Source organism: Methylobacterium sp. SyP6R (assembly GCF_019216885.1).
Lineage (GTDB): Bacteria > Pseudomonadota > Alphaproteobacteria > Rhizobiales > Beijerinckiaceae > Methylobacterium.
The window spans coordinates 1476684-1501247 of sequence record NZ_JAAQRC020000001.1; the positions used below are offsets into that span (position 1 = coordinate 1476684).

A 24564-nucleotide genomic window follows, 5' to 3' on the forward strand; every position below is an offset into this window, starting at 1 on the left:
CGACGGCCGGACCTGACATGCATCTGATGAGACGATCGTCCCATCTCCCTGTCGCAGAACGGGCCGACCCTGCGCAAGGTCAAGGCGACCTTACCGTCTTCGGCATGACGCAATCCTCCCATCGGATCGTCTTGTCCGCATCCGCTGCCGACCCGCGGAAACGAAGCCGTTACAATTCTCGGTTCGTCGTCTAAGATCGCCGGGTGCGATCATCCGCGTTCGAGCGTGGGTCATCAGCCGCGGCCGGGAATCCTGCCGACGAACGACGAGGGAGTAGGGCGCCATGGCGGTCATCATGCCGAGCAACACGGTCGAGCAGAGCTTCGGTACGAGCCGCGACGATACCCTGATCGGGTCCAATGGCACCGACATCATCGACGCGCTCGCCGGCAACGACGTGATCGACGGACGCGGTGGCGACGACATCCTGTACGGCAACGACGGCGACGATACGATCCGGGGCGGCACCGGCGACGATCTGATCATCGGCGGCCCCGGCAACGATTTCGTCCCGTTCGATCCCAGGATCGACGGCGCCGACCGCGCCCAGCTCGGTACCGGCGCCGACCGGGTCGACGTCTCGGCCGATGCTCCCGGCCGGGTCCGCCTGAGCTTCGCCTTGTCGGGGGTCGGCAACGGCAACCCCAACGATCCCGGCGAACTCCCCAACAATATCGGCACTCTCGCCGTGAGCCTGCAGGCGGCGGGCTCCGGCGACGTTCTGACCGGTCCGGTCGGCCGCTTCGACGATGAGGGCATCGCCTTCGTCGCGGCGGTGGACGGCCTCACCTTCGACGTGCGCGATCTCGGCTTCGGCACGTCGCGCGGTGACCAGTTCCGGGCGGTCGTCCTCGGTACCGCCTTCAACGACGTCCTCGGGCCGGTCCCGGGGCGCGAATCGCAACCGCACTACATCAATGGCGGCGAGAGCAACGACACGATCACCGGCGGCAGCGGTCACGATGTCCTGATCGGCGCCTTGGGCAACGACGTGATCCGGGGCGGCACCGGCGATGACGCGATCTTCGGCGGCAGCGGCAACGACGTTGCGCTGTTCAACGTCACCACCGACGGCGCCGACCGCACCGATCTCGAAAGCGGCCTCGACCGGGTCGACGTCTCGGCCGACGCCCCCGGCCAGATCCGCCTGACCTTCACGTCCTCGGAGGTCGGCGACGGCCGCCCGGTGGACCTCGGCGGCTCTGCCAACCAGGATGGCGGCCTCGCCGTGCGCCTGCAGGCGGAAGGGCCCGGCGACACCCTGACCGGCCCGGTCAGCCGCTTCGACGACGAGGGCATCACCTTCGCGGCGGCGATGGACGGCCTCACCTTCGACGTGCGCGACCTCGTCTCCGGCACCCCGCGCGGCGACCGGTTCGGGGTGGTCGTCCTCGGCAGCAGCCTCAACGACGTGCTCGGGCCGGTCCAGGGCCGCACGTCGCAGCCGCACTACATCAATGGCGGCCAGGGCAACGACACGATCACCGGCGGCAGCGGCGACGACGTCCTGGTCGGCGGCAGCGGCGATGATCTCGTCGGCGGCGGCGACGGCGACGACACCTTCATCGACGGCCCGGGCAACGACACCTACCTGGGCGGCAGAGGCACCGACACCCTGGTGCTCACCTCGCCGCTCACCGACGCGACCGTCCGGCGCAGCGGCTCCTCCATGGTGCTCAACGTCCGGGACACCTACACCGGCATCGAGCGTTTCCAGTTCACCGACGCGACGGTGGTGACCGGCGACGGCCAGCCCCTGGTCGACGACCTGTTCTACCTGACCAACTACCGGGACGTGTTCCAGGCCGGCCAGGACGCCGACACCCACTACGCCGCCTATGGCTGGAAGGAGGGCCGCGACCCGAACGCGCTGTTCTCCACCACCGGCTACCTCGCCGCCAATCCGGGCGTGCGCGCCTCGGGCCAGAACCCGCTCGAGCATTACGACCAGACCGGCTGGAAGGAAGGCCGCGACCCCTCCGCCGGGTTCGACAACGAGGCCTATCTCGCCCGCAACCCGGACGTGAAGGCGGCCGGCATCGACCCGCTCAAGCACTTCCTCGAATACGGCCAGGCCGAGGGCCGGCAGATCACCGACGCGGTCGGCCGCACCGCCGATCTCGCGGGCGGCGCCTTCGACGCCGAGTACTATCTCCTCGCGAATCCCGACGTGGCCCGCGCCGCGACCGCCGCGGGCGGGGACAGCTTCGCCTACGCGGCGCAGCATTTCGAGCAGTATGGCTGGCGCGAGCGGCGCAACCCGAACGCGGTGTTCAACACCGCCGAGTACCTGATCGCCTATCGGGACGTGCAGGCGGCAAACATCAACCCGCTCACGCACTACGATCAGTACGGCTGGAAGGAGGGCCGCGACCCGTCGCGGGGCTTCGACACGTCGAACTACCTCGCGGCCTATGGCGACGTGGCGCAGGCGGGCCTGAACCCGATGCAGCACTACCTGCAATACGGGCTCTACGAGGGCCGCGGCACCTTCGCGGATCTCACCCTCGGCTACGGCAACCAGGGCTGAGCCGGCCCGCGCGGTCGCGTTCGGGCCGGTGACGCGGCGGGTCCGCGCCTCGCGCGTCCTCAGGGCCGGAGCCCGGCCCCGGTCGGGCGCCGTCGGAAGACGCGCCGGAGGCGTTCCCGCCACGGCACCCGGCCGCTGCGGGCGAGGTCGCGGCCGCAGGCCCGGGCGGCGGCGCGGTCGAACTGGACGGCGATCTCGGTGCCCTCGGCGAGCCGCAGGGCGAGGGCCGGCACCCCGGGGCCGACCTCGCCGGCCGTCCAGCCGAGGACCGGGAAGAAGCAATTCTCCACCCGCGTGCCCGCCGGCACGTCCTGCGCCGCATCCGCCGCCACCGAGGCGGTGGCCAGCAGCGCCACGCCGAGCTCGGCGGCCTCTGCAGGCGAGAGACGCACCGCGTAGTCCCGCGGCCCGAACGCCACCACGAGCTCGACCTCGTCCGGCCCGGCGGTCATGACCGAGAAGCGCGGGGTGGCGGCGGGCGGGGACGCCGCGGTCGCGGCAAGGGAAACATCGTCCCGAGAGGTCTCGGGAACAGAGGGGTCGGGACTTGCGGTCTCGGGACTTGCGGTCTCGGGACTTGCGGTCTCGGGACTTGCGGTCTCGGGACTTGCGGTCTCGGAAGAGGTCATGCGGGGCCGGTCACTCGCGGGCCGTGGCGGGGACGTCCCACCAACCGTAGCGTCCGGACTTTCGCGGGGGCAAGCGCTGACGCTGTGCGTCAGCGCACCGTGCCGCCTTGGGTGTCGGTCGGCTCGTTGGCCGCCTGCCGCGCCGCCTCGGCCTCCTGCTCGACCCCGACCCGCTGGTCCTGGCGCAGGAGCTGGAGGTGGTCGGTGGCGATCCGCTCGCCGGCCTTGAGACCCTTGAGGATCGCCGTCCGGTCGCCGAATTCCGCGCCGGTCTCGACCGGGACCATCGCCACCGTGCCGTCGTCGCCGACCCGCCAGACGATGCGCTGGTCGAGCTGGGCCGAGAGCGCGACGGTCGGCACCAGCAGGCGCTCCTCGGTCCCCACCTGTACCTGCGTGCGCACGAACTCGCCCGGCAGGTAGCGCTCGTCGGCATTGGGCAGCCAGGCCCGGATCAGGCGGCGGGCGGTGCGGGGGTCGAAGCGGTTGTCGAGCTTGGAGATGGTGGCCTTGCGCTCCGGCCTGCCCTGAGCATCGAGGGTCCGGATGAAGGCACGGCTCTCCCTCAGGGCCGCGCGCACCGCCTCCGAATCCTCGGCCGAGAGCGCCACCTGCACCTCGATCGGGTCGACCTGGACCACGCTGACGAGCTGGGTCGCATTCGCGTTGACGTGGTCGCCGACATTGACGTCCGAGAGGCTGGAGCGCCCGTCGAAGGGGGCGCGGATCACCGCGTAGTCGAGGTTGAGCTTTTCACGCGCGATGGCGGCCTCGGCCTCCTGCACCCGGCTGCGGGCGACCTGGCGGTTGCTCTCGAGCTGCTGGAAGCGCTGCTCGGAGGCGTAGCCCTTGTCGGCCAGCGGCTGGGTGCGGTCGACCTCGGCATCCGCGAAGGCGAGTTGCGCCGCCGCCTGCGCGCGCTGGGCCTCCGCCGTGCGCAACGCCACCTCGAAGGGCCGCGGATCGATGCGGAACAGGACCTGGCCCTGCTTGACGTGGCCGCCCGGCTCGAAGGGCCGCTCCACCACCACGCCGGTGACCCGGGGCTGGAGCGCGGCGTCCTTCGGCGAGATCACCGTGCCGGTATACGAGAAGGCGACCGGCACGGTCTCGGAGGCGGCCCGCGCCACCGCGACATCGAATTCGGGCGCCTCGGGCTCCGTCTTCGGGACGGGCGGAGGCGCCAGGAGTCGCGCCATCGGGCCGGGCAGGAGACGGGCGGCGCCCGGCGGCAGCGGATGGCCGACGCCCCACCAGAGGCCGCCCCCGGCCGCGAGCGCGGCGAGACCGACGAGGCCGTAGCGAATCCTTCCGCGCACGATGCCGATCTCCTCCTGGCGGGTGCCCGCGCTCTCGGCGGGCGGACCCCGCATCGCGACGGGGGCGTCCGTGCCGGAAGCGGCGACCCACCGCCGCAGTTCCGGACCGGGACGACGGGACGCGCCCCGAACGACACGCTCCGGTTGCCCGGTCCCGCAAAGGAACTCCCTCGGGCGCGATCACGTTGCACGAGAGCCATCACCATACCGTCGCAGGACCCGCGGCCCGTCCCGAAGGCCTCCGGCCCGCGGTGGGCGCAACGGCGTCTCGCGGGCGGCTCACCGGGACGCCGGATGTTCGCCACCTTCGTCGACCGGCCCGTCCTGGCGGGCGTGATCTCGGTGCTCGTCACGCTGATCGGGGCGGTGGCGGGGTTCTCCCTGCCGATCGCCCAGTTCCCCGAGATCGCGCCGCCGATCATCAACATCCAGGCGACCTATCCGGGCGCCACGGCGCAGCAGGCCTACGAGGCGATCGCGATCCCGCTCGAGCAGGAGATCAACGGCGCGCAGGACCTCATCTACATCAGTTCGACCAGCAACGCCGACGGCAGCGTCAACCTGGACGCCACCTTCGAGGTCGGCTCCGACCTCAACGCGGCCGCCGCCGACGTGCTGACCCGGGCCCAGCGCGCCGAATCGCGCCTGCCGCAGGCGGTGCGCGACCAGGGCCTCGAGATCGTGAAGTCCTCGCGCCAGCGCCTCGGCAACGTGGTGCTCTACAGCGACGACAACCGCTACGACGAGCTGTTCCTGTCGAACTGGGCCGAGACCCAGGTGATCAAGCCCCTGCGCCGGGTCGCCGGCATGGGCCGCATCGTCAACTTCTCCAACCAGCGCTACGCGATGCGGATCTGGCTCGATCCGGCCCGGATGGAATCGCTCGGCATCGGGCCGAGCCAGATCGTCCAGGCGGTCGAGCAGCAGAACGCCCAGATCACGGTCGGCTCGCTCGGCAAGGAGCCTGTGCGCGACGCCACCGCCTTCGAGCTCCAGATCGTCACCAAGGGCCGCCTGACCGAGCCGACAGAATTCGCCGACATCGTGATCCGGGCCAATCCCGACGGCTCGGTGGTGCGCATCCGCGATGTCGGCCGGGTCGAGCTCGGCGCGGAGCAGTATGGCAGCCGCTCGACCTACGACAACAAGCCCGCCGCCTCGCTCGGGCTGTTCCAGAACCCGGAGGCCAACGCCGTCGAGGTGATGAAGGGCGTGCGCGCCACCATGGCGGATCTGGGAAAACGCTTCCCGCCGGGCTTGCAATACAGGATCGCCCTCGACCGCACCGAGTTCGTCACCGCCTCGATCCACGAGGTCATCAAGACCCTGATCGAGGCGATCGTGCTGGTCGTCGTCATCACCTATCTGTTCCTCCAGAGCTGGCGCGCGACCCTGATCCCGGCCATCGCCGTGCCGGTGGCCTTGATTGGCACCTTCGGGCCGATGGCGGCGCTCGGCTTCTCGTTCAACACCTTGAGCCTGCTCGGCCTCGTCCTGGCGGTGGGGCTGGTCGTCGACGACGCGATCATCGTGGTCGAGAACACCGAGCGGCTGATGGAGGAGGGGCAGGAACCCCGCCAAGCCGCGGCCGAGGCGGTGAACGAGGTCGCCGGGCCGGTCATCGCCACCACCCTGGTGCTCGCCGCCCTGTTCGTGCCGGTCGCCTTCATCCCGGGGCTGACAGGCCAGCTCTACAACCAGTTCGCCCTCACCATCGCGATCTCGGTGCTGATCTCGGCTTTGGTCTCGCTCACCCTGACCCCGGCGCTCTGCGCCCTGCTCCTGAGGCCCCACGACAAGGCGGCGCATCGGAGCCGCTGGCGGGCGCCCCTGCGCTGGTTCAATGCCGGCCTCGACCGGGCGACCGGTGTCGCGGTCGGCTCGGCGGGACGGCTGTCGCGCCACCTCGTCGCCACGGGCCTCGTCTTCGTCGTCTTCGGCGGCCTGACCGCCTGGATGGTCGCGAGCCGCCCGAGCGCCTTCGTGCCGCAGGAGGACCAGGGCTACTTCTTCGCCGACATCGCGATGCCGAAGGGCGCCGCGGTCGGCCGCACCGCCGCGATGGTGGAGGAGGTGGGGCGCGCGGTCCTCGACCAGCCCTCCGCCGCCGGCACGATCGGGGTCGCCGGGCGCGGCATCCTGGCCGACGTCACGGCGCCGTTCTACGGCTTCCAGATCCCGACCCTCAAAGCCTGGGACGAGCGCGAGGAGACGGTCACCGAGGTGATCGGGCGATTGAGGACACGGTTCAAGAACCACCCGGACGGGATCTTGCGCATCGTCGACCCGTCGCCGCTGCCGGGGCTGGGCTCCCGCGGCGGCCTGACGCTCGAATTGCAGGACCGCAGCGGCGAGGGCGGGCTGAAGCTCGCCCGGACCGCCGAGGGCTTCATCGCGCAACTCAAGAAACTGCCGGAGATCGGCGGCGCCACCGCCACCACGAGCTACGGCGTGCCGCAGCTGCGCCTCGACATCGACCGGGCCAAGGCCGAGCAGCTGGGCGTCAGCCTGCAATCCTTGTTCGATGCGCTCGGCACCTATGTCGGCTCGTCCTTCGTCAACCTCTTCAACAAGTTCGGCTTCGTCTACCAGGTCTACGTCCAGAGCGAATCGCAAGGGCGGCGGACGTATCAAGACCTGGCGCGTCTCACCGTCCCGAACAACCGCGGCGAGCCGGTGCAGATCGGCGCGCTCGTGACGCCGCATTTCGTCAGCGGGCCGACCGCGGTGTTGTCCTACAACACCTATCCGGCGATCGAGATCGCGCTCGACACCGCCGAGACCGCGAGTTCGGGCGCGGCCATCGCGGCGGTGGAGCGCCTGGCCGGCACGGCGCTCCCGACCGACACCGCCGTGGAATGGACCGAGGTCGCCTACCAGGAAAAGATCGCCGGCGGCTGGGCGCCGCTGATCTTCGGGCTCGGCGTGGTGATGATCGTGCTGTTGCTCGCCGGCCAGTACGAGAGCCTGCTTCTGCCCTTCGTGGTGATCCTTGCGACGCCGCTCGCCCTGTTCGGGGCCGTCGGCGCCCTGGCGCTGCGCGACCTGCCGCTCGACATCTTCGGGCAGATCGGACTCCTGCTGCTCGTCGGTCTCGCGGCCAAGAACGCGATCCTGCTCGTCTCCTTCGCCCGCGACCTGCGGGCGAAGGGCGAGGATCCGGTCACGGCCGCGAAAGGCGCGGTGCGCCTGCGGATGCGGCCGATCCTGATGACCTCGTTCGCCTTCATCCTCGGCTCGCTGCCGCTCGCCATCGCCAGCGGAGCGAGCGCCAATGCCCGGATCTCGATGGGCACGGTGGTGATCGGGGGACTTCTCGTCGCGACCCTGCTCACCCTGTTCGTCACCCCGGTCTTCTACGTCGCGGCGGAGCGGCTGGTGGAGGGGCGGGGACGGAAGGGGGAGCCGGGCCGGAACGACCGGGAGCCCGGCCCCGCGCCGCAGCCGGCCGAATAGGGGCGCCCATCGCCCTGCCGGTCGGGGCGGCCCGGCTCCCGGATCCGGTCCCCGTGATCCGGTCCCAAGGATCGGTCCCCATGATCCGGTCCCCATGATCCGGTCCCGAGAATCCGTTCATGGCGGCGCCCGCCCGCGTCACGCGATGGCCCGGGAGACCTCCCGCACCTGCCGGGTCGCGCGGTCGACCTGCGCGACGGCCCCGGCGATCGCGCCGACGCCCGCGGCGATCTGCCCGGCGCCCTGGGAGGCGGCCTGCATCGAGCCCGACATCTCGCGCGTCACCACGGCCTGCTCCTCGACCGCGGCGGCGATCGCGCCCGAGACCGCGTCCAGGTCCCGGATCGTCGCCTGGATCGTGCCGATGGCGGCAACGGCCTCGTGGGTGGCGGCGCGCGTCGCGTCGATCCGGGCCCGGATCTCGTCGATGGCCCGGGCCGTCTGGCCGGCCAGCGCCTTCACCTCGGCGGCGACGACGGAGAAGCCGCGGCCCGCCGCGCCCGCCCGGGCCGCCTCGATGGTCGCGTTGAGCGCCAGCAGGTTGGTCTGCTCGGCGATGGACTGGATCAGGCCGACCACCGCGCCGATCCGCTCGGCCTGCCCGCTCAACCCGGCCACGATCGTGCCGGTCCCCTGCGCCTGCGCCACCGCCGCCCGGGAGATCGTGGAGGCGTGCGCGACCTGCTGGCCGATCTCGGCCACGGAGGCGGCGAGCTCTTCCGCTCCCGCCGCCACGGCCTGGATGTCGCCCGAGACCCGCTCGACCGCCCTGGCCGCCTGGCCGCTCCGGTCGGTGACGTCGCTCACCGCGTCGCCGATGACCGCGAGGTCGCCGGCGATCATGCGGCCCGCCTCGGCCCGGCGTTGCCGGTCGCGCACCTGCGCGGTGACGTCGGTGGCGAACTTCACCACGCGCAGGACCCGTCCCCGCGCGTCGAGGATCGGGTTGTAGGTTCCCTGGATCCAGACCTCGCGCCCGTCCTTGCCGAGGCGCCTGTACTCCGCCGCCTGGAACTCGCCGGCCTGCAGGGACGGCCAGAACGCCCGATAGGCCTCCGTGTCCCGCTCGGCGGGATCGACGAACAGGGAGTGGTGACGGCCGCGGATCTCGTGGAGCCGGTAGCCGAGGGCGTCGAGGAAGTTCTCGTTGGCCTCCTCGATCGTGCCGTCGGGCGTGAAGGTGACCACCGCCTGCGAGCGGTCGAGGGCGGTCAGCCGTCCCTCGGCATCGAGGCCGCGCCGCTTGGCGTCGGTGATGTCGGCCGCGACCGTGACGATCCGGACGATGCGCCCGTCGCGCCCGGGCACGGGATTGTAGCTCGCCCAGAGCCAGACCTCGCGGCCGCCCTTCGCGAGCCGCAGGCCCTCGCCCTCGCGCGGCGTGCCGCGCACAAGGTCGTCCCAGAAGGCCCGGCCGGCATCGCCGTCCCGCTCGGCGACGGGCAGGAGCATGCGGTGATGCCGGCCCTGCAGGTCGGAGGACGCGTAGCCCATCATGGCGAGGAAGGTCTCGTTCGCCGACAGGATGGTTCCGTCCGGGCCGAAGGTGATCATGGCGTGCGATCGATCGAGCGCGCGCAGCGTGGAACGCGCCATGAAGCCGTCGAACTTGAACATCATACCATCTCCCATCCTCATCGATCGGCGCAGAAGGCTCTGGGACCTTGGCACGAGAGGACGAGACACAGAAATCGGCTCGAATGTTATCGAATTGATTGAAGATTCATCGTCGCAAAGATGACAGCGCCATGCGCGATCGTGATACGCCCATGAGCGTTCACCGCTTCGGCATCACCGGGCCTGCCGACGCGTCTCGGTCGGCGTGCAGCCGAAGCGCCGGCGGTAGCGCTGCGCGAAGTCGCTCATGTGCACGAAGCCCCAGCGGCGCGCCACGTCGGCGACCGATCGGTCCGCGTTGTCCGGGGAGGCGAGATCCGCGTGGACCCGCTGCATGCGCCGCTCGACGATGAAGCCCAGGGGCGTCGTGCCCAGCTCGCGCTTGAAGGCCTGCTGGAGCGTGCGCACGCCGACGCCCGCGGCGGCCGCGACGTCGACGAGCCTCAGGGCCTCGCCGAGATGCGCATCGATGTAGTCCATCGCCGCGCGCAGGCCCGGCGAGGAGACCGCCGCACGGTCACGCCTGGGCGCGCCCGGACGGCGCGGCCAGCAGGAGAGGAGCTGGTAGCTGACGATCTCCTCGAACAGGGGGAAGAACAGGTCCTGCGCCGGGTCGACCTGCCGCAGGCGCCGATGGAGCCGCTGGAAGCACGACAGGAACGCGCGCATCGGCAGCGTCTCGACCGGCGTGACCGGCTCGAATTCGGGACAGGACCCGTCGTCCGCGTCGTCGAGCGCCCGGTGGCTGGCCAGCAGGGCGGCCCGGGTGATCGTTCCGCTGATCGCGGCGAAACGGGCCGAGGCCTCCTCGCTGCGCATGTCCTCGAAGGCCACGAACATCGCGTAACCCGGATGGCCGAGATGCTCGCCGGTCCGGTTGCGGCGCATCATCCAGCCGCGGGTCACGAAGCGGATCGTGAACAGGTCCGCCTCGAGTTTCGGCACGGTCAGGAAGCCCGTGGTCGACTGCGTGAGCCAGAGGCTCATCGTCCGGCTCTGGCCGCCCTCGACCGACAGATGCGGACCGGTCCTGCGCAGTGCATGGAAATCGACCGCGATGCCGCCATGCTCGTTCAGCAGATCGAAGGCCCGCTCGCTGTGGAGTTGATGGGAGAAGAAGGATTGCGGACGCCAGGGAATGGACCTTCTTCCCGTTTCCGACATTCGGAGACATCCAGTCATACGATTTCCGGCTGATCGCTTCGCGATGCGGAAATCGGCTTCGCTCAGGCGTGTGAAGCGAAGCTTCACCGTCGCGGGCTCGTGACACGAAATCCGGAAGTGCTCTTCCGGATTTCGTGTCAGCGGACGACGACTTGAGCCGTGAGGCAACAGCAGAAGGCGACCTGCGTCAAGGGATCGGGCAGGGCCGGACTGAGTGCCCGGCGGGCTCCCCCCTCGATGCCGGGTGCCGGTCCTGCATCGACGACCGGGCCGGACCGCGGCGCGAGGGTCGATCGTCGACGGTGAGCGGCCTGGAAGGATGTCGGTCCACGCCCCCTGTCCCCGGCCGGACCGACGGCCTGTGGATGACGGTGGACGGGACTCGCGCGAAAACCACCGTTGAGCTTTCATTTACGCAGGCCCGTCAGGGTCCTCGACAAGTGCAGCGTAACCCTGTTGCAGTCTCGAGCGCCCGCCTCTCCAGCCCTTTCGGCGGGGGCGGCGCTCGGGGCGGCACGGGGATCCGAGGGGTCGATGGCGGGATCTTCGAAGAGCGGTTCTCCGCGTCCGGAGACGGAACGGGGGGCCCTCCGGCCTGTGCCGGTCGTCAAGTGGGCCGCGGTGGCGGGGATCGCGCTCGCGGCGGCCAATTGCGCCGGGCCGACGCCCAAGAACCTGGCGGTGCGCAGCGGCGGCCGCGAGATCGATCCGAAATACGGGGTCGCCGCGAGCCCGCGCCTCTACGGCGAGAACGACAAGATCCCCAAGGGCGGCGGCCGGCAGATGACCGGCAAGCCCTACGTCGTCGGCGGCCGCACCTACGTGCCGCGCCAGGATGCCCGCGGCTACGTGCGCGAAGGCCTGGCCTCCTGGTACGGCACCGCCTTTCACGGCCGCCAGACCGCCAACGGCGAGATCTTCGACCGATTCTCGGTCGCGGCGGCGCATCCGACCCTGCCGCTGCCGAGCTACGCCCGGGTCACCAACCTCCAGAACGGCCACTCGATGGTGGTGCGGGTCAACGACCGCGGGCCCTACCACGCCGACCGGCTGATGGACGTGTCCCAGGCGGTGGCCGAGGCCCTCGATTTCCGCCGCCGCGGCACCACCAAGGTCCGGGTCGAGTATGTCGGCAAGGCCTCTGTCGGCGGCAGCGACGACCGCAAGCTGATGGCCACCTTGCGCACCGACGGGACGCCGGCCGGCTCGCCCTTCGGCGCCAACATCATGGTGGCGGATGCGGGCGACGACGCAAAGCCGTTCGCGTTCCGCCAGCCCGAGCCGGAGCCGGTGCCGCCGATCGTCGAGAAGCCGCGGGTCGTCGCGCCCGTGCAGGTCGCCGAGGCCGAGCCGGAGATCCGCCGGCCGGTGCGCCAGCCTGCGCCGGTCCGGGTGGCCGAGGCGCCGGCCAGGGCTCTTGCGGCGCCGGTCAAACCCCATGCGGCCCCCGCCGCGGCGCCCCTGCGCATGGCCGCCATCGAAGGCCTGAATCCCGGCCTCGCCGCGCCCCGTGCCGCCAAGCCCGCCGCCGCGGCGCAGGCCCCCGCCACCCTGTCCCGCCGGCCGGCCCCGCCGAGCCAGGTCCTGGCCTATGCGGGCCATCCGGCTCCGGACCGCGCCTCGCTCGCCCAGGCGATGCACGCCGCCGCTGCGCCGACGACCAAGGGCAGGCCTGCACAGACGACCGTCATCGCGAAGAGCGGCCCGCTGCCGATCGCACCGCCTTTGCGCCTCGCCGGCGCCCAGAAGGGCGACAGGGAGGACGCCAAGTCGACCGGCCACAAGCCCGGCGCACCGCCGCGGTCGAAGGTGGCGGGCATGTATTGAGGGCCGGGGCGGCCTTCGGCCGTGGGATGGCGGAGGTCACCGGTATCCCACCCACAGCCTCATCCTGAGATGTCAGTCCATCCTTGATGGACTGACCTCGAAGGAGGGCTCCAGGGATCTCGGAGACTTCCGGATCTCTCCTTCGAGGTCGGTCGATCGTCAATCGACCGACACCTCGGGATGAGGTCGTGGGTGGGATGGATCGATGGAGATGGTCGGACGGCTCGATTTTGCCAGTCTCGGCGACGTCGCGACATCACATGGTCGTCTCACCGGAGTCCACATCCGAAACGGTTCCCCATCCCGCACTGCGGCACAGGCGCGGTTGCGCGTGCCCGAGCGGAACGGCACAGTGCGGCAAATGTCCCGGTCGGCGGATGGCCCGATCGGCCTGGGTTTCGAGCGGTAGCGGCAAGGCGGCAGGTTCATGCGTGTGACAGCGACCACCGGAGCGGGCAGGGCGCTTACGCGCCGTGCCGCCGCCTTGGCCCTGGCGGCCCTCCTTGGGGCCTCGCTGGCGGTCTCCGACGCGCGGGCGCAAGCCACCCAGACTCCCGCCTTCCAGACGCTGGCGCCGCACGCGATCCTGATCGACGCCGATACCGGTGCGGTCCTGTTCGAGAAGGGCGCCGACGAGCCGTTCTCGCCCGCCAGCATGGCCAAGCTGATGACCGTCGAGGTGCTGTTCGACGAGATGCGCAAGGGCAAGCTCGGCCCCGACACCGAGTTCACCATCAGCGAGAATGCCTGGCGCCGCGGCGGCGCAGGCGGCGGCGGATCGTCGATGTTCGCCCAGCTCAACAGCAAGGTGAAGCTGCCCGACCTCCTGCGCGGCATCATCGTGCAATCCGGCAACGACGCGGCGATCGCCGCGGCCGAGGGCGTCGCCGGTACCGAGGACAACTTCGCCCAGATCATGAACCGGCACGCGGGTGAGATCGGGCTCGAGCGCTCGACCTTCCGCAACGCCACCGGCTACTCGGCGCCGGACCAGAAGGTGACGGCCCGCGACCTTGCGAAGCTCGCCATCCACCTGATCGAGACCTATCCGGAGAACTACAAGCTCTTTGCCGAGCGCGAATTCACCTGGAACAAGATCCGCCAGCAGAACCGCAACCCGCTGCTCACCCTCGACATCGGCGCCGACGGGCTGAAGACCGGCTACCTCGAGGAATCCGGCTACGGCCTGACCGGCTCGGCGGTGCAGAACGGCCAGCGCCTGGTCCTGGTGGTGAGCGGCCTCAAGACCGCCCGCGACCGCGCCGCGGAATCGCGCAAGCTGATCGAATGGGGTTTTCGCGCCTTCGAGGCGCGCCAGGTCTTCAATGCCGGCGAGACCGTGGCGGAGGCCGAGACCTTCGGGGGCGAGAAGGGCCGGGTGCCCCTCGTGACGAAGAAGCCGGTGCGGCTGATGCTGCCGCGGGGCAACGGCGACCGGCTGGTGGCGCGGGCCACCTACCAGGGCCCGCTGACCGCCCCGGTGGAGGCAGGCCGCGAGGTCGGCCGGCTCAAGGTCACCCGCGGCGATCAGGTGGTGCTCGACATGCCGCTCTACACTGCCGAATCGGTGCCCGCCGGCACCATGACCCAGCGCGCCCTCGACGCGGCCCTGGAGGTCGGGACCGGCTGGTTCCGCCAGGCCCTCAGCCGGATCACCAGCAAGTCGTGAGCGACGCGCCGATCGCGACCGGACATCCCGGCTGCTTCATCACCTTCGAGGGCGGCGAGGGCGCCGGCAAGTCGACCCAGATCGCGACGCTCGCGGCCTGGCTGCGCACCGGCGCGGAAGCCCCCCGCGAAGTGGTGACCACCCGCGAGCCCGGCGGCTCGCCCCGGGCCGAGCGGATCCGCGCAGCGGTGCTGTCGGGCGTCGCCAAGCCCTACGGCCCCTTCGCCGAGGCGCTGATGTTCGCCGCAGCCCGCCTCGACCACCTCGCGACCCTGATCCGCCCGAGCCTCGCCCGCGGCGCGATCGTGCTGTGCGACCGCTTCAGCGATTCGACGCGGGCCTATCAGGGCGCCGCCGGCGGGGTCGAGGCCGAGACGCTCGCCGCCCTGGAGCGGGTGGTGGTGGGGGCGACCCGGCCCGACCTGACCCTGATCCTCGATCTGCCGCCCGAGACCGGCCTGGCCCGGGCGCGCCAGCGCGACCGCGCCGCGGCGAGCGGCCCCGACCGGTTCGAGGCCGAGACCTTGGGGTTTCACCAGCGCCTGCGGGCGGCCTTCCTCGCCATCGCGGCGGCCGAGCCGGCGCGTTGCGCGGTCATCGACGCGCAAAGGACGCCCGACGCCGTCGCGCAGGCGATCCGCGCGGCGGTCGCCTCGCGGCTGCCCCACCTCGTCCGGGGAACCTCCGATGCCGCCTGAGAAGGGTGACGACGAGCTCGAACCGGGCGAGATCCCGGGCGTGCCGCGCCCGCGCGAGCAGACCGATCTCCTCGGCCAGGAGGCGGCCGAGCGGGCCTTCCGCGAGGCGATCGGCGCCGGGCGGCTGCACCATGCCTGGCTCATCGGCGGGCCGAAGGGCATCGGCAAGGCGACGCTCGCCTTCCGGGTCGCCCGCCACCTGCTCGCCCGCGGCGACGGCGCGGGCGTGCCCGACAGCCTGGCGCTGCCGCCCGGCCACACGGTGGCGCGCCAGGTCGCCGGCCTGTCGCACCCCAACCTCGTCCTGTTGCGCCGCCAGAAGGCGCCGGGAGCCAAGACCGTGCCGACCCAGATCGGCGTCGATGCGGCGCGGCGCGCCCTCCACCTCTTCTCGGCGACCTCGGCGGATGCCGGCTACCGGATCTGCATCGTCGATTGCGCCGACGAACTGAACCTCGCCAGCGCCAACGCGCTCCTGAAGGTGATCGAGGAGCCGCCGCCGCGCTCGCTGTTCCTGATCGTCAGCCACGCCCCCGGGCGCCTGCTGCCGACCATCCGCTCGCGCTGCCGCCGCCTCGCCCTCAGGCCCCTCGCGACCGGGGAGGTGGCGCGGGTGCTCCGCAGCCTCGGGCCCGCGCAGGCCGGCAAGCTGCCGCAGGCCGTCATGTCGCCGGAGCTGATCGAGCGGGCGGCGTCCTTGAGCGAGGGCTCGGTCGCCCGCGCCATCGACCTCCTCGATCCCGACACGATCGGGGTGGTCGACGAGGTCGAGGCGCTCCTGGACCAGGGCGACCGGCCGGATTGGCGCCGCGCCCTGAAGCTCGCCGAGCGGCTCGCCGGCCGCGACGCCGACGGGCTCTACGCCACCGCCCTCGACACGGTGCAGCGGCGGCTCGCCGCCGAGATCGCGCACCGCCAGGGCGAGCCGCCGTCCCGCCTCGCGGCGCTCGCCGACGCCGCCGAGCGCGCCGCCAAGGCCGCCCGGGAGGCGCAGGTCTACAACCTCGACCGGCGGCCGGTGGTGCTGTCGCTGTTCGGCGCCTGACGCCAGATGCGCCTCTTCCCGCTCTCCGACCTGCATCTCGAGCGCCGGCCGCTGGCAGCGGTCACGGCCCCGACCCACCCCTTCGACGTGATGGTCTGCGCCGGCGACGTCTGGGAGGGCGAGCCGGAACGAGGCCTCGCCGCGCTGCTGCAGCTCTCCGGCGAGCGGCCGGTCGTTCTGGTGCCGGGCAACCACGAGCGTTACGCCCCCGCCGGCGATCCCCGCACCGCCCCCGAGCTGCTGGCGGCGCTCCGGGCCGGGGTGGAGGCGATCAACCGGGAGGCCTCCCGCGAGCGGGTGGTGCTGCTCGAAGGCGGCGAGACCCGCATCATCGACGGCGTGCGCTTCGTCGGCGCCACCCTGTGGAGCGATTGGCGGCTCGCCGGGCGCTGGCTCAGCCCCGATACCCCCGACCGGCCCGCCGACCCGGTCGCCTATGCCGCCGCCCGCATGACCGATCCGGCGACCGGCTCGCGGGAGTACCGGGCGATCCGCCAGGGCGACGGCACGCCCTGGACGCCGCAAGCCGCGATGGACGCCCATGCGGCCGACAAGGCCGCCATGATGGCCGCGCTCGCCCGGCCGCATCCGGGCCCGACCGTCGCGGTCACCCACCACCCGCCGATCGCGGAGGCCGCCGACCGGTTTCGCGATGCCCCCGGCGTGCCCTGGTGGGTGCCGGCCTTCTACGCCACCACGCTGCTCGCCGACCTGGCCGATGCCGACCGGCCGGCCCTCTGGGTCTCCGGCCACTTCCACGCCGCCCACGACCTCGCGCTTCACGGCACGCGCTGCCTCGCCAACCCCGTCGAAGGCCGCACCTTCGCGCCTGAGCGCGTGGTGGAGGTTCCGGCCTGAGACCGGGGTCCGGATTGGACTTTTGGGACGGGTTGGAGTCGCGCCGCCGCGCTCCATCATGACCGGTCTCGGTGAAGGAGGCGGGTCATGAACGGCTTTCTGGCGGTGGTGCTGATCTGCGCCCAGGCGATCCCGGTGCAGGATTGCGAGGAGGCGAACGCCACCGACGTGTTCAAGACCCGGGTCGCGAGCGAGATCGGCTGCGCCACCGGCTGGCAGGAGATCATCGCCCGCTCGCAGGTCCGCGACGGCATCGGGCAGACCGCCTACCTGAAGACGCAGTGCCGGCGGGTGAAGACGGGCGGCTGAGTTGCGCCGGATCGCCCTTACGCCAATGGGACTCAGCATTTCGTCGTATAGATCAATGGTTGCAGGCAGGGCGAGACTGCCACCATCCATGATTTTACCGTTACGTTGCTATGCCATCCAGCCTAGAGCGCGGGAGGGACCTCTGCGTCGTTAGATGACCGTCAACGGGTACGCTATCATCTTGCGCTTCAGAGGTCGTCAGCGCCATCGGGCACGACCCGGATTTGGTGCCAGGAAGCGTGCGATGACGGACGGACGGACTGCGTGCATCGTCGGCTTCCTGTCCTTCCTGCTGGCGGCGGGCACGATCCACCTCACGAGCGACGGCCGCGACATCGCCACCGTGTGGCCGGCCAACGCCGTCGTCCTCGCCGCCCTGCTCGACCGCCGCCCCGCGGCGTGGGCGGGCCCGCTCGGCGCCGGCTACCTGGCCGGCGTGGCGGCGAACGCGGTGACGCGCGGCTTCGGTGCGGGCCCGCTGCTCTTCGGCGCGTGCAACCTCCTCGAGGTCTACGTCGCGGCGAGCCTGCTCCGGCCCGCGCTCGAGGGTAGGCGCAAGGATCAGGCCAAGGATCAGGCAAGCTCGGGCGACGACCTCCTGGCGGCGCCCGCCGTCGTCGGCCGCTTCATCGTGGTCTGCGGCCTGGTCGCCCCGGTGCTCAGCGGGCTCGGGGGCGCGGCCATCGCCCGGCTGCTGTTCGGGCAGGACCTGAGGGCGGCGTTCGTCACCTGGGTCCTGAGCGACGGGCTCGGCCTCCTGATCTTCACCCCGTTCTTCTTCGCCCTCCTGCGCGGCGACTACCGGCGGTGCTTCGCGAGCAAGGACTGGCGGGAGCGCGCGGAGGCGGTCGGGCTCCAGGCCCTGACCGCGGCCGCCGCCTACGGGGTGTTCTTCGTCGCCGCGCGGCCGCTGCTGTTCGCGCTGTTCGGCCCCGTGATGCTGGTGACGTTCCGGGTCGGGCGGCTCGGCACCAAGGCCGCCGTCACGGTCGTCGCGGTGATCGGCACGATCGCGACCCTGCGCGGCCAGGGGCCGATCGCCACCATCACGCCGGATTCCCACGAGCAGGCCGCCCTGTTCCAGGGCTTCCTCGCCATCCTCCTGCTCACCTGCCTGCCGGTGGCGGCGGCGCTCGCCGCCCGGGGCGCGCGCTTCGCCTCCCTGTCGCGGCGCGCCGAGGCCCTGCGGGTGCGGGAGGCCGAGCTCGCCCGCCTCGCCGCCACCGACCCCCTGACCGGGACCCTCAACCGCGCAGGCTTCCGCGACGCGGCCGAGGCGGCGATGCGGGACGGGAGCCGCGCGCCTTCGGGCCTGATCGCCCTCGACCTCGACGTCTTCAAGGAGGTCAACGACCGGCACGGCCACGGGGCGGGGGACCGGGCGCTCGTCCACCTGGTCTCGGTGCTGCGCGCCAGCCTGCGCGAATCCGACACGATCGGGCGCGTCGGCGGCGACGAGTTCCTGGTCCTGCTTCCGGGGACGGACCTCGACCAGGCGGGCCTCGTCGCGGCACGCCTGCGGGAGGCCTTGCGCCGCGCGCCGCTGACCCTCGACGACGGCACGACCCTGCTGCTGTCGATGTCCTGCGGCACCGCGCTGCATGCGCCGGGACTGCGCTTCGAGGACGTCGTGCACGCCGCCGACATGGCGCTCTACCGCGCCAAGCGCACCGGGCGGCCTACCTCGGCAAGAACGGCGTGAGTCGTCTCTACCGGTCGTGCTTGATGTAGGCGAAGCGCGGGTCCGTGGGCGTGCCCTCCAGCGCGCCGCCCTCCAGCCCCGGCTGCCAGCCGACCACCTCCTCGATCTTCTTCGCCAAAGCAAAATCCTTCTCGGTCAGGCCCTTGGCCGAGTGGGTGGTGAGCCGCACCTCGACCCAGGCATAGGAGGCGGTGAGGTCCGGGTGGTGCCAGGCGGCCTCGGCGAGGTGCCCGACGGTGTTGATCACCATCAGCGTGCCCTTCCAGCTGTTCGTCCGGTAGGTGCGGCTGATCCAGCCGTCGGCCTCTTTCCAGGCCGGCAGGTCGGCGAGGCGCGCGGCAATCACGTCGGGGCTGAGGACTTCGTCCCTCGGCATGGCGTCCATCTCCCTGAACAACCCGCCCGACGATAGTACAAGTGACCGCGGGACCGGGCCCGCCCAGGGTGCGGCCTCGCATCCCCGCGCGCAAGCGGTGGACGATCCCGGCCGCGCCGCCTACCTCTGGGCGGCGGCCGGCGACACGGCCGGATACAAGGCCGGGCAACAGGGAGGGGCGCCCATGCTCTCACGGCGCGGATTGATGGCGGCGGCCGGGCTGTGGCCGCTCGCACTCCGTGCGGCCGGGGCGCAGCCGGCCCCCCCGCAGGCCACGTCCCTCAAGGTCGGCCTCCTGCCCTTCGGCACCGTCTCGTGGGAGGCGGCGGTGATCAAGGCGGAGGGGATCGACGCGGCGGAGGGCCTGAGCCTCGAGGGCGTGCGTCTGGCCGGGAGCGACGCCGCCCGCATCGCCTTCCAGGGCGGCCAGGTCGATACCATCGTCTCCGACCTGCTCTGGGCCGCGCGCCTGCGGGCGGAGGGGCGGGCGGTGAAGTTCCTGCCCTATTCCTCCACCGAGGGCGCCCTGATGGTGCCGGGGGGAAGTTCCCTGACGACGGTCGCCGGCCTCGCGGGCAAGCGCATCGGCGTGGCGGGGGGCCCGCTCGACAAGAACTGGCTGCTCCTGCGGGCCCGCGCCCGCGAGAAGGATGGGCTCGACCTGGAGCGCGCGGCGCAACCGGTCTTCGGCGCGCCGCCGCTGCTGATGCGCAAGCTCGAATCGGGCGAGCTCGACGCCGCGCTCCTGTACTGGACCTTCTGCGCGCGGCTCGAGGCGCGGGGTTTCCGCCGCCTGATCGGCGCCGACGGCATCGCCGAGGCCTTCGGGGTGACGGGCCCGATCGCGCTCCTCGGCTACGTCTTCGACGAGGCGCTGCTGCAGCGCGAGCCCCGCACGATCGCGGGCTTCGCCCGGGCCTCGGCCAGGGCCAAGCAGGCGCTCGCCGCCAATGAGGCGGCCTGGGCGGCCGTGCGCCCGCTGATGGCGGCGGAGGACGAGGCGACCTACGCCACGCTCAAGCACGCCTTCCTGGAGGGCATCCCGCGCCGGCCGGCCGCCGCCGAGCGCCAGGACGCCGAGCGGCTCTACGCGGTGCTGGCGCGGCTCGGCGGCGAGCGCCTGGTCGGGGCGGCCACGACCCTGCCGGAGGGGCTGTACTGGGATGGCGGGCCGAATGGCTGAGCGGCCCATTTCCTGATGGCCTTCCTCGCCCGTCTCGGATCCCTCGTCCTGCTGCTGGCCGGCTGGTGGCTCCTGAGCCGCACCACCGATCCCCGCACCCTGCCGTCGCCGGAGGCGGTGGCGGGTTTCGTGGTGCGGGAGGCGGCCTCCGGCGACCTTCTGCGCAACATCGGCATCACGCTGTGGCGGGTCGCGGCCTCGTTCTGCCTCGCCATGGCGACGGGGGCGGTGCTCGGCATCGCGCTCGGCCGCTCACGAACCGCCGACAGGCTCCTCGACACGCCGCTCCTCGTGCTGCTCAACACCCCGGCGCTCGTCATCACGGTGCTGGCCTATATCTGGCTCGGCCTGACCGAGACCGCGGCGATCCTGGCGGTGGCGCTGAACAAGATGCCGAACGTCGCGGTGATCCTGCGCGAGGGCGCCCGCGGCCTCGATCCCGGCCTCGAGGAGATGGCCCAGGCCTTCCGCTACGACCGCCGCACCTGGATCCGCCACGTGCTCCTGCCCCAGCTCGTGCCCTTCGCGGTGGCGGCGGCCCGCTCCGGCGTGTCGCTCGCCTGGAAGATCGTGCTGGTGGTCGAGCTGCTCGGCCGCCCGAACGGCGTCGGCTACGCCATCTCGTACTATTTCCAGCTCTTCGACGTCGCGGCGCTGATCGGCTACAGCCTCGTGTTCAGCGCCGTGATGCTGGCGGTCGACGCCCTGCTGCTCCAGCCCCTGGACGCCCATGCCCGCCGCTGGCGATAAGATGCCCGCCGCCGACGCGCTCCTCGCCCTGACAATCCGCCGCAAGGTCTACCGCCCGGCCGGTGCCGAGCCGGTCGAGGCGGTGCGCGACCTCGCCGTCACGATCGGGCCCGGCGAGACCCTGTGCCTGATCGGCCCGTCGGGGGCGGGCAAGACCACGACCTTGCGCATCCTGCTCGGCCTCGACCGCGATTTCGAGGGTGCGCTCGCCACCCGCCCGGATTTGCGCATCGGCATGGTGTTCCAGGAACCGCGGCTCCTGCCCTGGCGCAGTGTCGAGGAGAACGTGCGCCTGTCCCTGCCGCGGTCCGAGCGCGGGCAGCCCCTCGACGCCTTGTTCGAGGAACTGGGCCTCGGCCCCTGGCGCGGGCGCTATCCCCGGGCGCTGTCGCTCGGCATGGCCCGGCGGGTCGCGCTCGCTCGCGCCCTCGCCTTGGCGCCCGGTCTCCTCGTCCTCGACGAGCCCTTCGTCTCCCTCGACGACGCGGCGGCGGCCTCGTTGCGCGCGGCGGTGTTCGGCAGCGCAGGCTCGCGCGGCGCGGCGGTCTTGATGGTGACCCACAACGTGCCGGAGGCGCTCGCCGTGGCCGACCGGCTGCTGCTGCTCTCCGGCCGGCCGGCGAGCCTGGCGGCGGAGGTGCCGATCCGGATGCCCAAGGCCGAGCGCGGCCGCGACTGGATGGAGGCGATACGGCGGGACCTCTCGGCAAAGTATCCCGGAACGGTCGCGGAGGGATGACCGTGCGAAGAGCCCGGCCTTGAGAGGCAGGGCGAATCGATTATCTTCATCTTGCGCAGTCCCTCGAAGCCGCCATGCCCGCACCCGCCCTCAATCGTTTCGCCGCCGAGGATCGGGCGCTCGTCAGCCCGGCGGAACTCGACGTGGTGACATTGAAGACTCCCGCCACGAGCGATGACGGGGAGACGGTGCCGGCTGGCGCGACGGGAACGATCGTCGCGGTCTACGGCGATGCGGTGGCGTTCGGGGTCGAGTTCGAAACTCCCATCCACGCGCTCGCGACGGTCTATCCGCATCAGATCGGCTCGGTCCGGCGGGCCGGGTAGGTGTTCCCCGGCCCCTGCGAGCCGCTGGACTTCGTCATCCCCTTTCCGAAGCTCACCCATTATCTCCTGCACGGGGAAGGGGCGGCTCCGGCGAAGGCGAAGTTCTTCATAAAGCACGGTTTCCATCGGAATGCACCGATTGAACTGGCGCACGCCCTGTGGCGACACGCCAAGCCGGAGCATTCCAGGCCGGCGCGAGTCGTACCCCTGGGGCTGAACCTCGTCTTCGAGGGCCCGATCTCGACGCCGCGTGGAATCAGGCCCTCCATCCTGTCGGTCTGGCACGTCCCTGCCGACAATCCACGGTACATCGCCAGATTCGTGACCGCGTACCCGTCCTGAATGGATGCAGCCGGCAGGCCCGCCGGCCCGGGACCGTCACGCCGTGAAGCGGGCAGGGGTTGCGCCGGAAACGCTCCTCGCCGGCCCACCCGGCTGCTACAGCACCGGCAAAGCCATAAGCGATTCGAGGACGCGCCCGTGCCGACCCAAGCGATGCCCGCCGACGGGCTCGATTCCGCCGCCGCCTGGCGCCGCCTCGTCGTCGCCGTGCTGCTCTCCACCATCGGCGGCGTCGGCATGTGGTCGGTGGTGGTGGTGCTGCCCGCGGTGCAGGCGGAATTCGGCGCCGCCCGGGGGGCCGCCGCCTTGCCCTACACCCTCACGATGGTCGGCTTCGCCTTCGGCGGCGTGCTGATGGGGCGGCTCGCCGACCGGTTCGGCATCCTGGCGCCGCTGGTGCTCGGCGGGGTGTGCCTGTTCCTCGGCTACGGCGCCACCGCGCTCTCGACGAGCCTGTGGCAGTTCGCGCTCGCGCACGGGATCCTGATCGGGCTCTTGGGCTCGTCGGCCGCCTTCGGGCCGCTGATGGCCGACATCTCGCTGTGGTTCGCGCGCCGGCGCGGCATCGCGGTCTCGATCTGCGCCGCGGGCAACTACCTCGCCGGCACGATCTGGCCGCCGCTCGTCCAGCACGCGGTGTCGGCCCATGGCTGGCGCGCCACGCAAGCCGGCATCGGCCTGTTCTGCCTCGCCACCATGCTGCCGCTCGCCCTGCTGCTGCGCCGGCGTCCGCCGGTGGCGAGCGTCGAACGGGGCAGGATCGCGGGGGCGGGCGGCACGCTCGGCCTGCCGCCCTCCGTCCTCCAGGGCCTGCTGGTGGTGGCGGGGCTGGCCTGCTGCGTCGCCATGTCGATGCCGCAGGTCCACATCGTCGCCTATTGCGGCGATCTCGGCTACGGCGTCGCCCGGGGCGCCGAGATGCTGTCCCTGATGCTCGGCTTCGGCATCGTCAGCCGGGTCGCCTCCGGCTTCCTCGCCGACCGGATCGGTGGCTTGCCGACGCTGCTGGTCGGCTCGGTGCTCCAGGGCGTGGCGCTGCTGCTCTACCTCGCCTTCGACGGGCTGACCTCGCTCTACGTGATCTCGGCCCTGTTCGGCCTGTTCCAGGGCGGCATCGTGCCGGCCTACGCGATCATCGTGCGCGAGCTGTTTCCGGCGAGCGAGGCCGGGGGCCGGGTCGGGGTGGTCCTGATGGCGACCCTGTTCGGCATGGCGCTCGGCGGCTGGCTCTCGGGCGTGATCTTCGATCTCAGCGGCTCCTACACGGCGGCCTTCGCCAACGGGATCGGCTGGAACCTGCTCAACGTCGCCATCTCGCTCTGGCTGGTGCAGCGCCGGGCGGGGCAGGGGCGGCAGGCGCTCGCCTGACGCCAGGGGCGGCCCCAGTCGAGGCCCGGTTCGACTGGGCGACACTGCGGCAGGAACCCGCCGGGATTTCGGCCGTTCGAAGTCCATTGCAGTTCCACCACGATCCGGCATCAATCAAGCGATGCAGTCACTCCAGCCAATCAGCGCCGTGGTGCGAAATGTCACCGCGGCGTCGCATGCCCGTGTTTACCGTTTTCGCAACCGACACGCTTCGATCACGCAACTCTTCGAGCCCTGGCGACTTATCCATGGCAAGAGAGACAGCGGCCCCGGAGCGACGTCGCCGGACGTGCCGCACGGCCTTCAACCGATGGGATCACCGATCATGCGTGCGCGTTCCTGCGCCCGACTGCCCTTGCTCACCCTTCTGGCCGCCCTTGTCACGGCCGGCGCCCCGCTCTCTGCGAGCGCCGCGCCCGCGGTCGACAAGGCGCCGAAGGCCGCATCGGGCACCACCCGCGACGTCGCCGCGACATCGAGCGTCGCCACGCCCGCCACGGAGGCCGACGACGCCCAGTGCTCGACCTCGCGCAAGAAGCTGTTCGTCGACGGCGAGGGCTGGATCGTGCGGCGGGTGACGACCTGCCGGTGACCGCACGCGTCTGAACGGTGTTCGGGGCCCGTCTCGGTGAGGCGGGCCTTTTTTCGTGGATGGGC

At 71.7% G+C, this 24564-nt stretch carries 21 protein-coding genes; 16 read left to right on the forward strand and 5 right to left on the reverse strand.

From position 1 onward, the window contains the following. Positions 1 to 283 precede the first annotated feature (283 nt). Complete coding sequence (locus HBB12_RS06770; RefSeq protein ID WP_272913251.1) at positions 284 to 2530, forward strand: calcium-binding protein; 2247 nt, start codon at positions 284 to 286, stop codon at positions 2528 to 2530. A 59-nt stretch (positions 2531 to 2589) separates the two neighbouring features. On the opposite strand, the gene HBB12_RS06775 is transcribed toward HBB12_RS06770, so the two are convergent. Then, positions 2590 to 3159 (reverse strand): hypothetical protein, encoded by a 570-nt coding sequence (locus HBB12_RS06775; RefSeq protein ID WP_236988638.1) that lies wholly within the window; start codon positions 3157 to 3159, stop codon positions 2590 to 2592. 89 nt (positions 3160 to 3248) lie between these two features. Continuing rightward, a complete protein-coding gene (locus HBB12_RS06780) occupies positions 3249 to 4532 on the reverse strand; it encodes an efflux RND transporter periplasmic adaptor subunit (RefSeq protein WP_236988639.1) in 1284 nt (427 codons plus the stop codon). A 240-nt stretch (positions 4533 to 4772) separates the two neighbouring features. Here HBB12_RS06780 and HBB12_RS06785 point away from each other — a divergent pair, with 240 nt between their 5' ends. Continuing rightward, positions 4773 to 7934: an efflux RND transporter permease subunit gene (locus tag HBB12_RS06785; RefSeq protein ID WP_236988640.1), complete on the forward strand. Its 3162-nt coding sequence runs from the start codon at positions 4773 to 4775 to the stop codon at positions 7932 to 7934. 138 nt (positions 7935 to 8072) lie between these two features. Here the strand turns inward: HBB12_RS06785 and HBB12_RS06790 are convergent, their stop codons facing one another. Both HBB12_RS06790 and HBB12_RS06795 read right to left on the reverse strand, forming a co-directional pair. After that, positions 8073 to 9554, reverse strand: a complete 1482-nt coding sequence (locus HBB12_RS06790) for a methyl-accepting chemotaxis protein (RefSeq protein ID WP_236988641.1) — start codon at positions 9552 to 9554, stop codon at positions 8073 to 8075. 171 nt (positions 9555 to 9725) lie between these two features. Further along, entirely contained in the window at positions 9726 to 10538 is an 813-nt protein-coding gene (locus HBB12_RS06795; protein WP_236988642.1) for a helix-turn-helix transcriptional regulator, read from the reverse strand. 711 nt (positions 10539 to 11249) lie between these two features. Here HBB12_RS06795 and HBB12_RS06800 point away from each other — a divergent pair. The 7 genes from HBB12_RS06800 (at position 11250) to HBB12_RS06830 (ending at position 18823) form a co-directional block, all read left to right on the forward strand. Continuing rightward, positions 11250 to 12542 (forward strand): septal ring lytic transglycosylase RlpA family protein, encoded by a 1293-nt coding sequence (locus HBB12_RS06800; protein WP_236988643.1) that lies wholly within the window; start codon positions 11250 to 11252, stop codon positions 12540 to 12542. A gap of 427 nt (positions 12543 to 12969) precedes the next feature. After that, positions 12970 to 14211 (forward strand): D-alanyl-D-alanine carboxypeptidase family protein, encoded by a 1242-nt coding sequence (locus tag HBB12_RS06805; protein ID WP_236988644.1) that lies wholly within the window; start codon positions 12970 to 12972, stop codon positions 14209 to 14211. Further along, on the forward strand, positions 14208 to 14909 hold the full coding sequence (tmk, locus tag HBB12_RS06810) for a dTMP kinase (protein WP_236988645.1): 702 nt from the start codon (positions 14208 to 14210) through the stop codon (positions 14907 to 14909). The genes HBB12_RS06805 and tmk overlap by 4 nt, the downstream gene beginning before the upstream one ends. After that, positions 14899 to 15954 (forward strand): DNA polymerase III subunit delta', encoded by a 1056-nt coding sequence (locus HBB12_RS06815; protein ID WP_236988646.1) that lies wholly within the window; start codon positions 14899 to 14901, stop codon positions 15952 to 15954. Before tmk ends, HBB12_RS06815 begins: the two co-directional genes overlap by 11 nt. Before the next feature lie 6 nt (positions 15955 to 15960). After that, positions 15961 to 16812 (forward strand): metallophosphoesterase, encoded by an 852-nt coding sequence (locus HBB12_RS06820; protein WP_236988647.1) that lies wholly within the window; start codon positions 15961 to 15963, stop codon positions 16810 to 16812. Positions 16813 to 16899: 87 nt separating this feature from the next. Continuing rightward, positions 16900 to 17121 carry a hypothetical protein gene (locus HBB12_RS06825; protein ID WP_236988648.1) on the forward strand — a complete coding sequence of 74 codons (222 nt, stop codon included), beginning with the start codon at positions 16900 to 16902 and terminating at the stop codon, positions 17119 to 17121. A gap of 244 nt (positions 17122 to 17365) precedes the next feature. Then, a complete protein-coding gene (locus tag HBB12_RS06830; protein WP_236988649.1) occupies positions 17366 to 18823 on the forward strand; it encodes a GGDEF domain-containing protein in 1458 nt (485 codons plus the stop codon). A gap of 7 nt (positions 18824 to 18830) precedes the next feature. On the opposite strand, the gene HBB12_RS06835 is transcribed toward HBB12_RS06830, so the two are convergent. Beyond that, the gene (locus tag HBB12_RS06835) at positions 18831 to 19199 is read right to left on the reverse strand and encodes a 4a-hydroxytetrahydrobiopterin dehydratase (RefSeq protein WP_236988650.1); all 369 of its coding nucleotides are present in this window, start codon (positions 19197 to 19199) and stop codon (positions 18831 to 18833) included. 184 nt (positions 19200 to 19383) lie between these two features. Between HBB12_RS06835 and HBB12_RS06840 the strand changes: the two genes are divergently transcribed. The 7 genes from HBB12_RS06840 (at position 19384) to HBB12_RS06865 (ending at position 24499) form a co-directional block, all read left to right on the forward strand. Then, positions 19384 to 20382, forward strand: coding sequence for an ABC transporter substrate-binding protein (locus HBB12_RS06840; protein ID WP_236992684.1), 999 nt, complete (start codon positions 19384 to 19386; stop codon positions 20380 to 20382). A gap of 15 nt (positions 20383 to 20397) precedes the next feature. Then, positions 20398 to 21132 (forward strand): ABC transporter permease, encoded by a 735-nt coding sequence (locus tag HBB12_RS06845; protein ID WP_236988651.1) that lies wholly within the window; start codon positions 20398 to 20400, stop codon positions 21130 to 21132. Then, complete coding sequence (locus HBB12_RS06850) at positions 21113 to 21871, forward strand: ATP-binding cassette domain-containing protein (protein WP_236988652.1); 759 nt, start codon at positions 21113 to 21115, stop codon at positions 21869 to 21871. Before HBB12_RS06845 ends, HBB12_RS06850 begins: the two co-directional genes overlap by 20 nt. Positions 21872 to 21945: 74 nt before the next feature. Next, a complete protein-coding gene (locus HBB12_RS06855; RefSeq protein ID WP_236988653.1) occupies positions 21946 to 22197 on the forward strand; it encodes a DUF4926 domain-containing protein in 252 nt (83 codons plus the stop codon). Further along, positions 22198 to 22539 carry a DUF6883 domain-containing protein gene (locus HBB12_RS34455; protein WP_442919234.1) on the forward strand — a complete coding sequence of 114 codons (342 nt, stop codon included), beginning with the start codon at positions 22198 to 22200 and terminating at the stop codon, positions 22537 to 22539. Positions 22540 to 22692: 153 nt separating this feature from the next. After that, positions 22693 to 23907 (forward strand): MFS transporter, encoded by a 1215-nt coding sequence (locus HBB12_RS06860; RefSeq protein ID WP_236992685.1) that lies wholly within the window; start codon positions 22693 to 22695, stop codon positions 23905 to 23907. A gap of 325 nt (positions 23908 to 24232) precedes the next feature. Beyond that, positions 24233 to 24499 (forward strand): hypothetical protein, encoded by a 267-nt coding sequence (locus HBB12_RS06865; RefSeq protein ID WP_236988654.1) that lies wholly within the window; start codon positions 24233 to 24235, stop codon positions 24497 to 24499. The last annotated feature ends 65 nt before the right edge of the window (positions 24500 to 24564 follow it).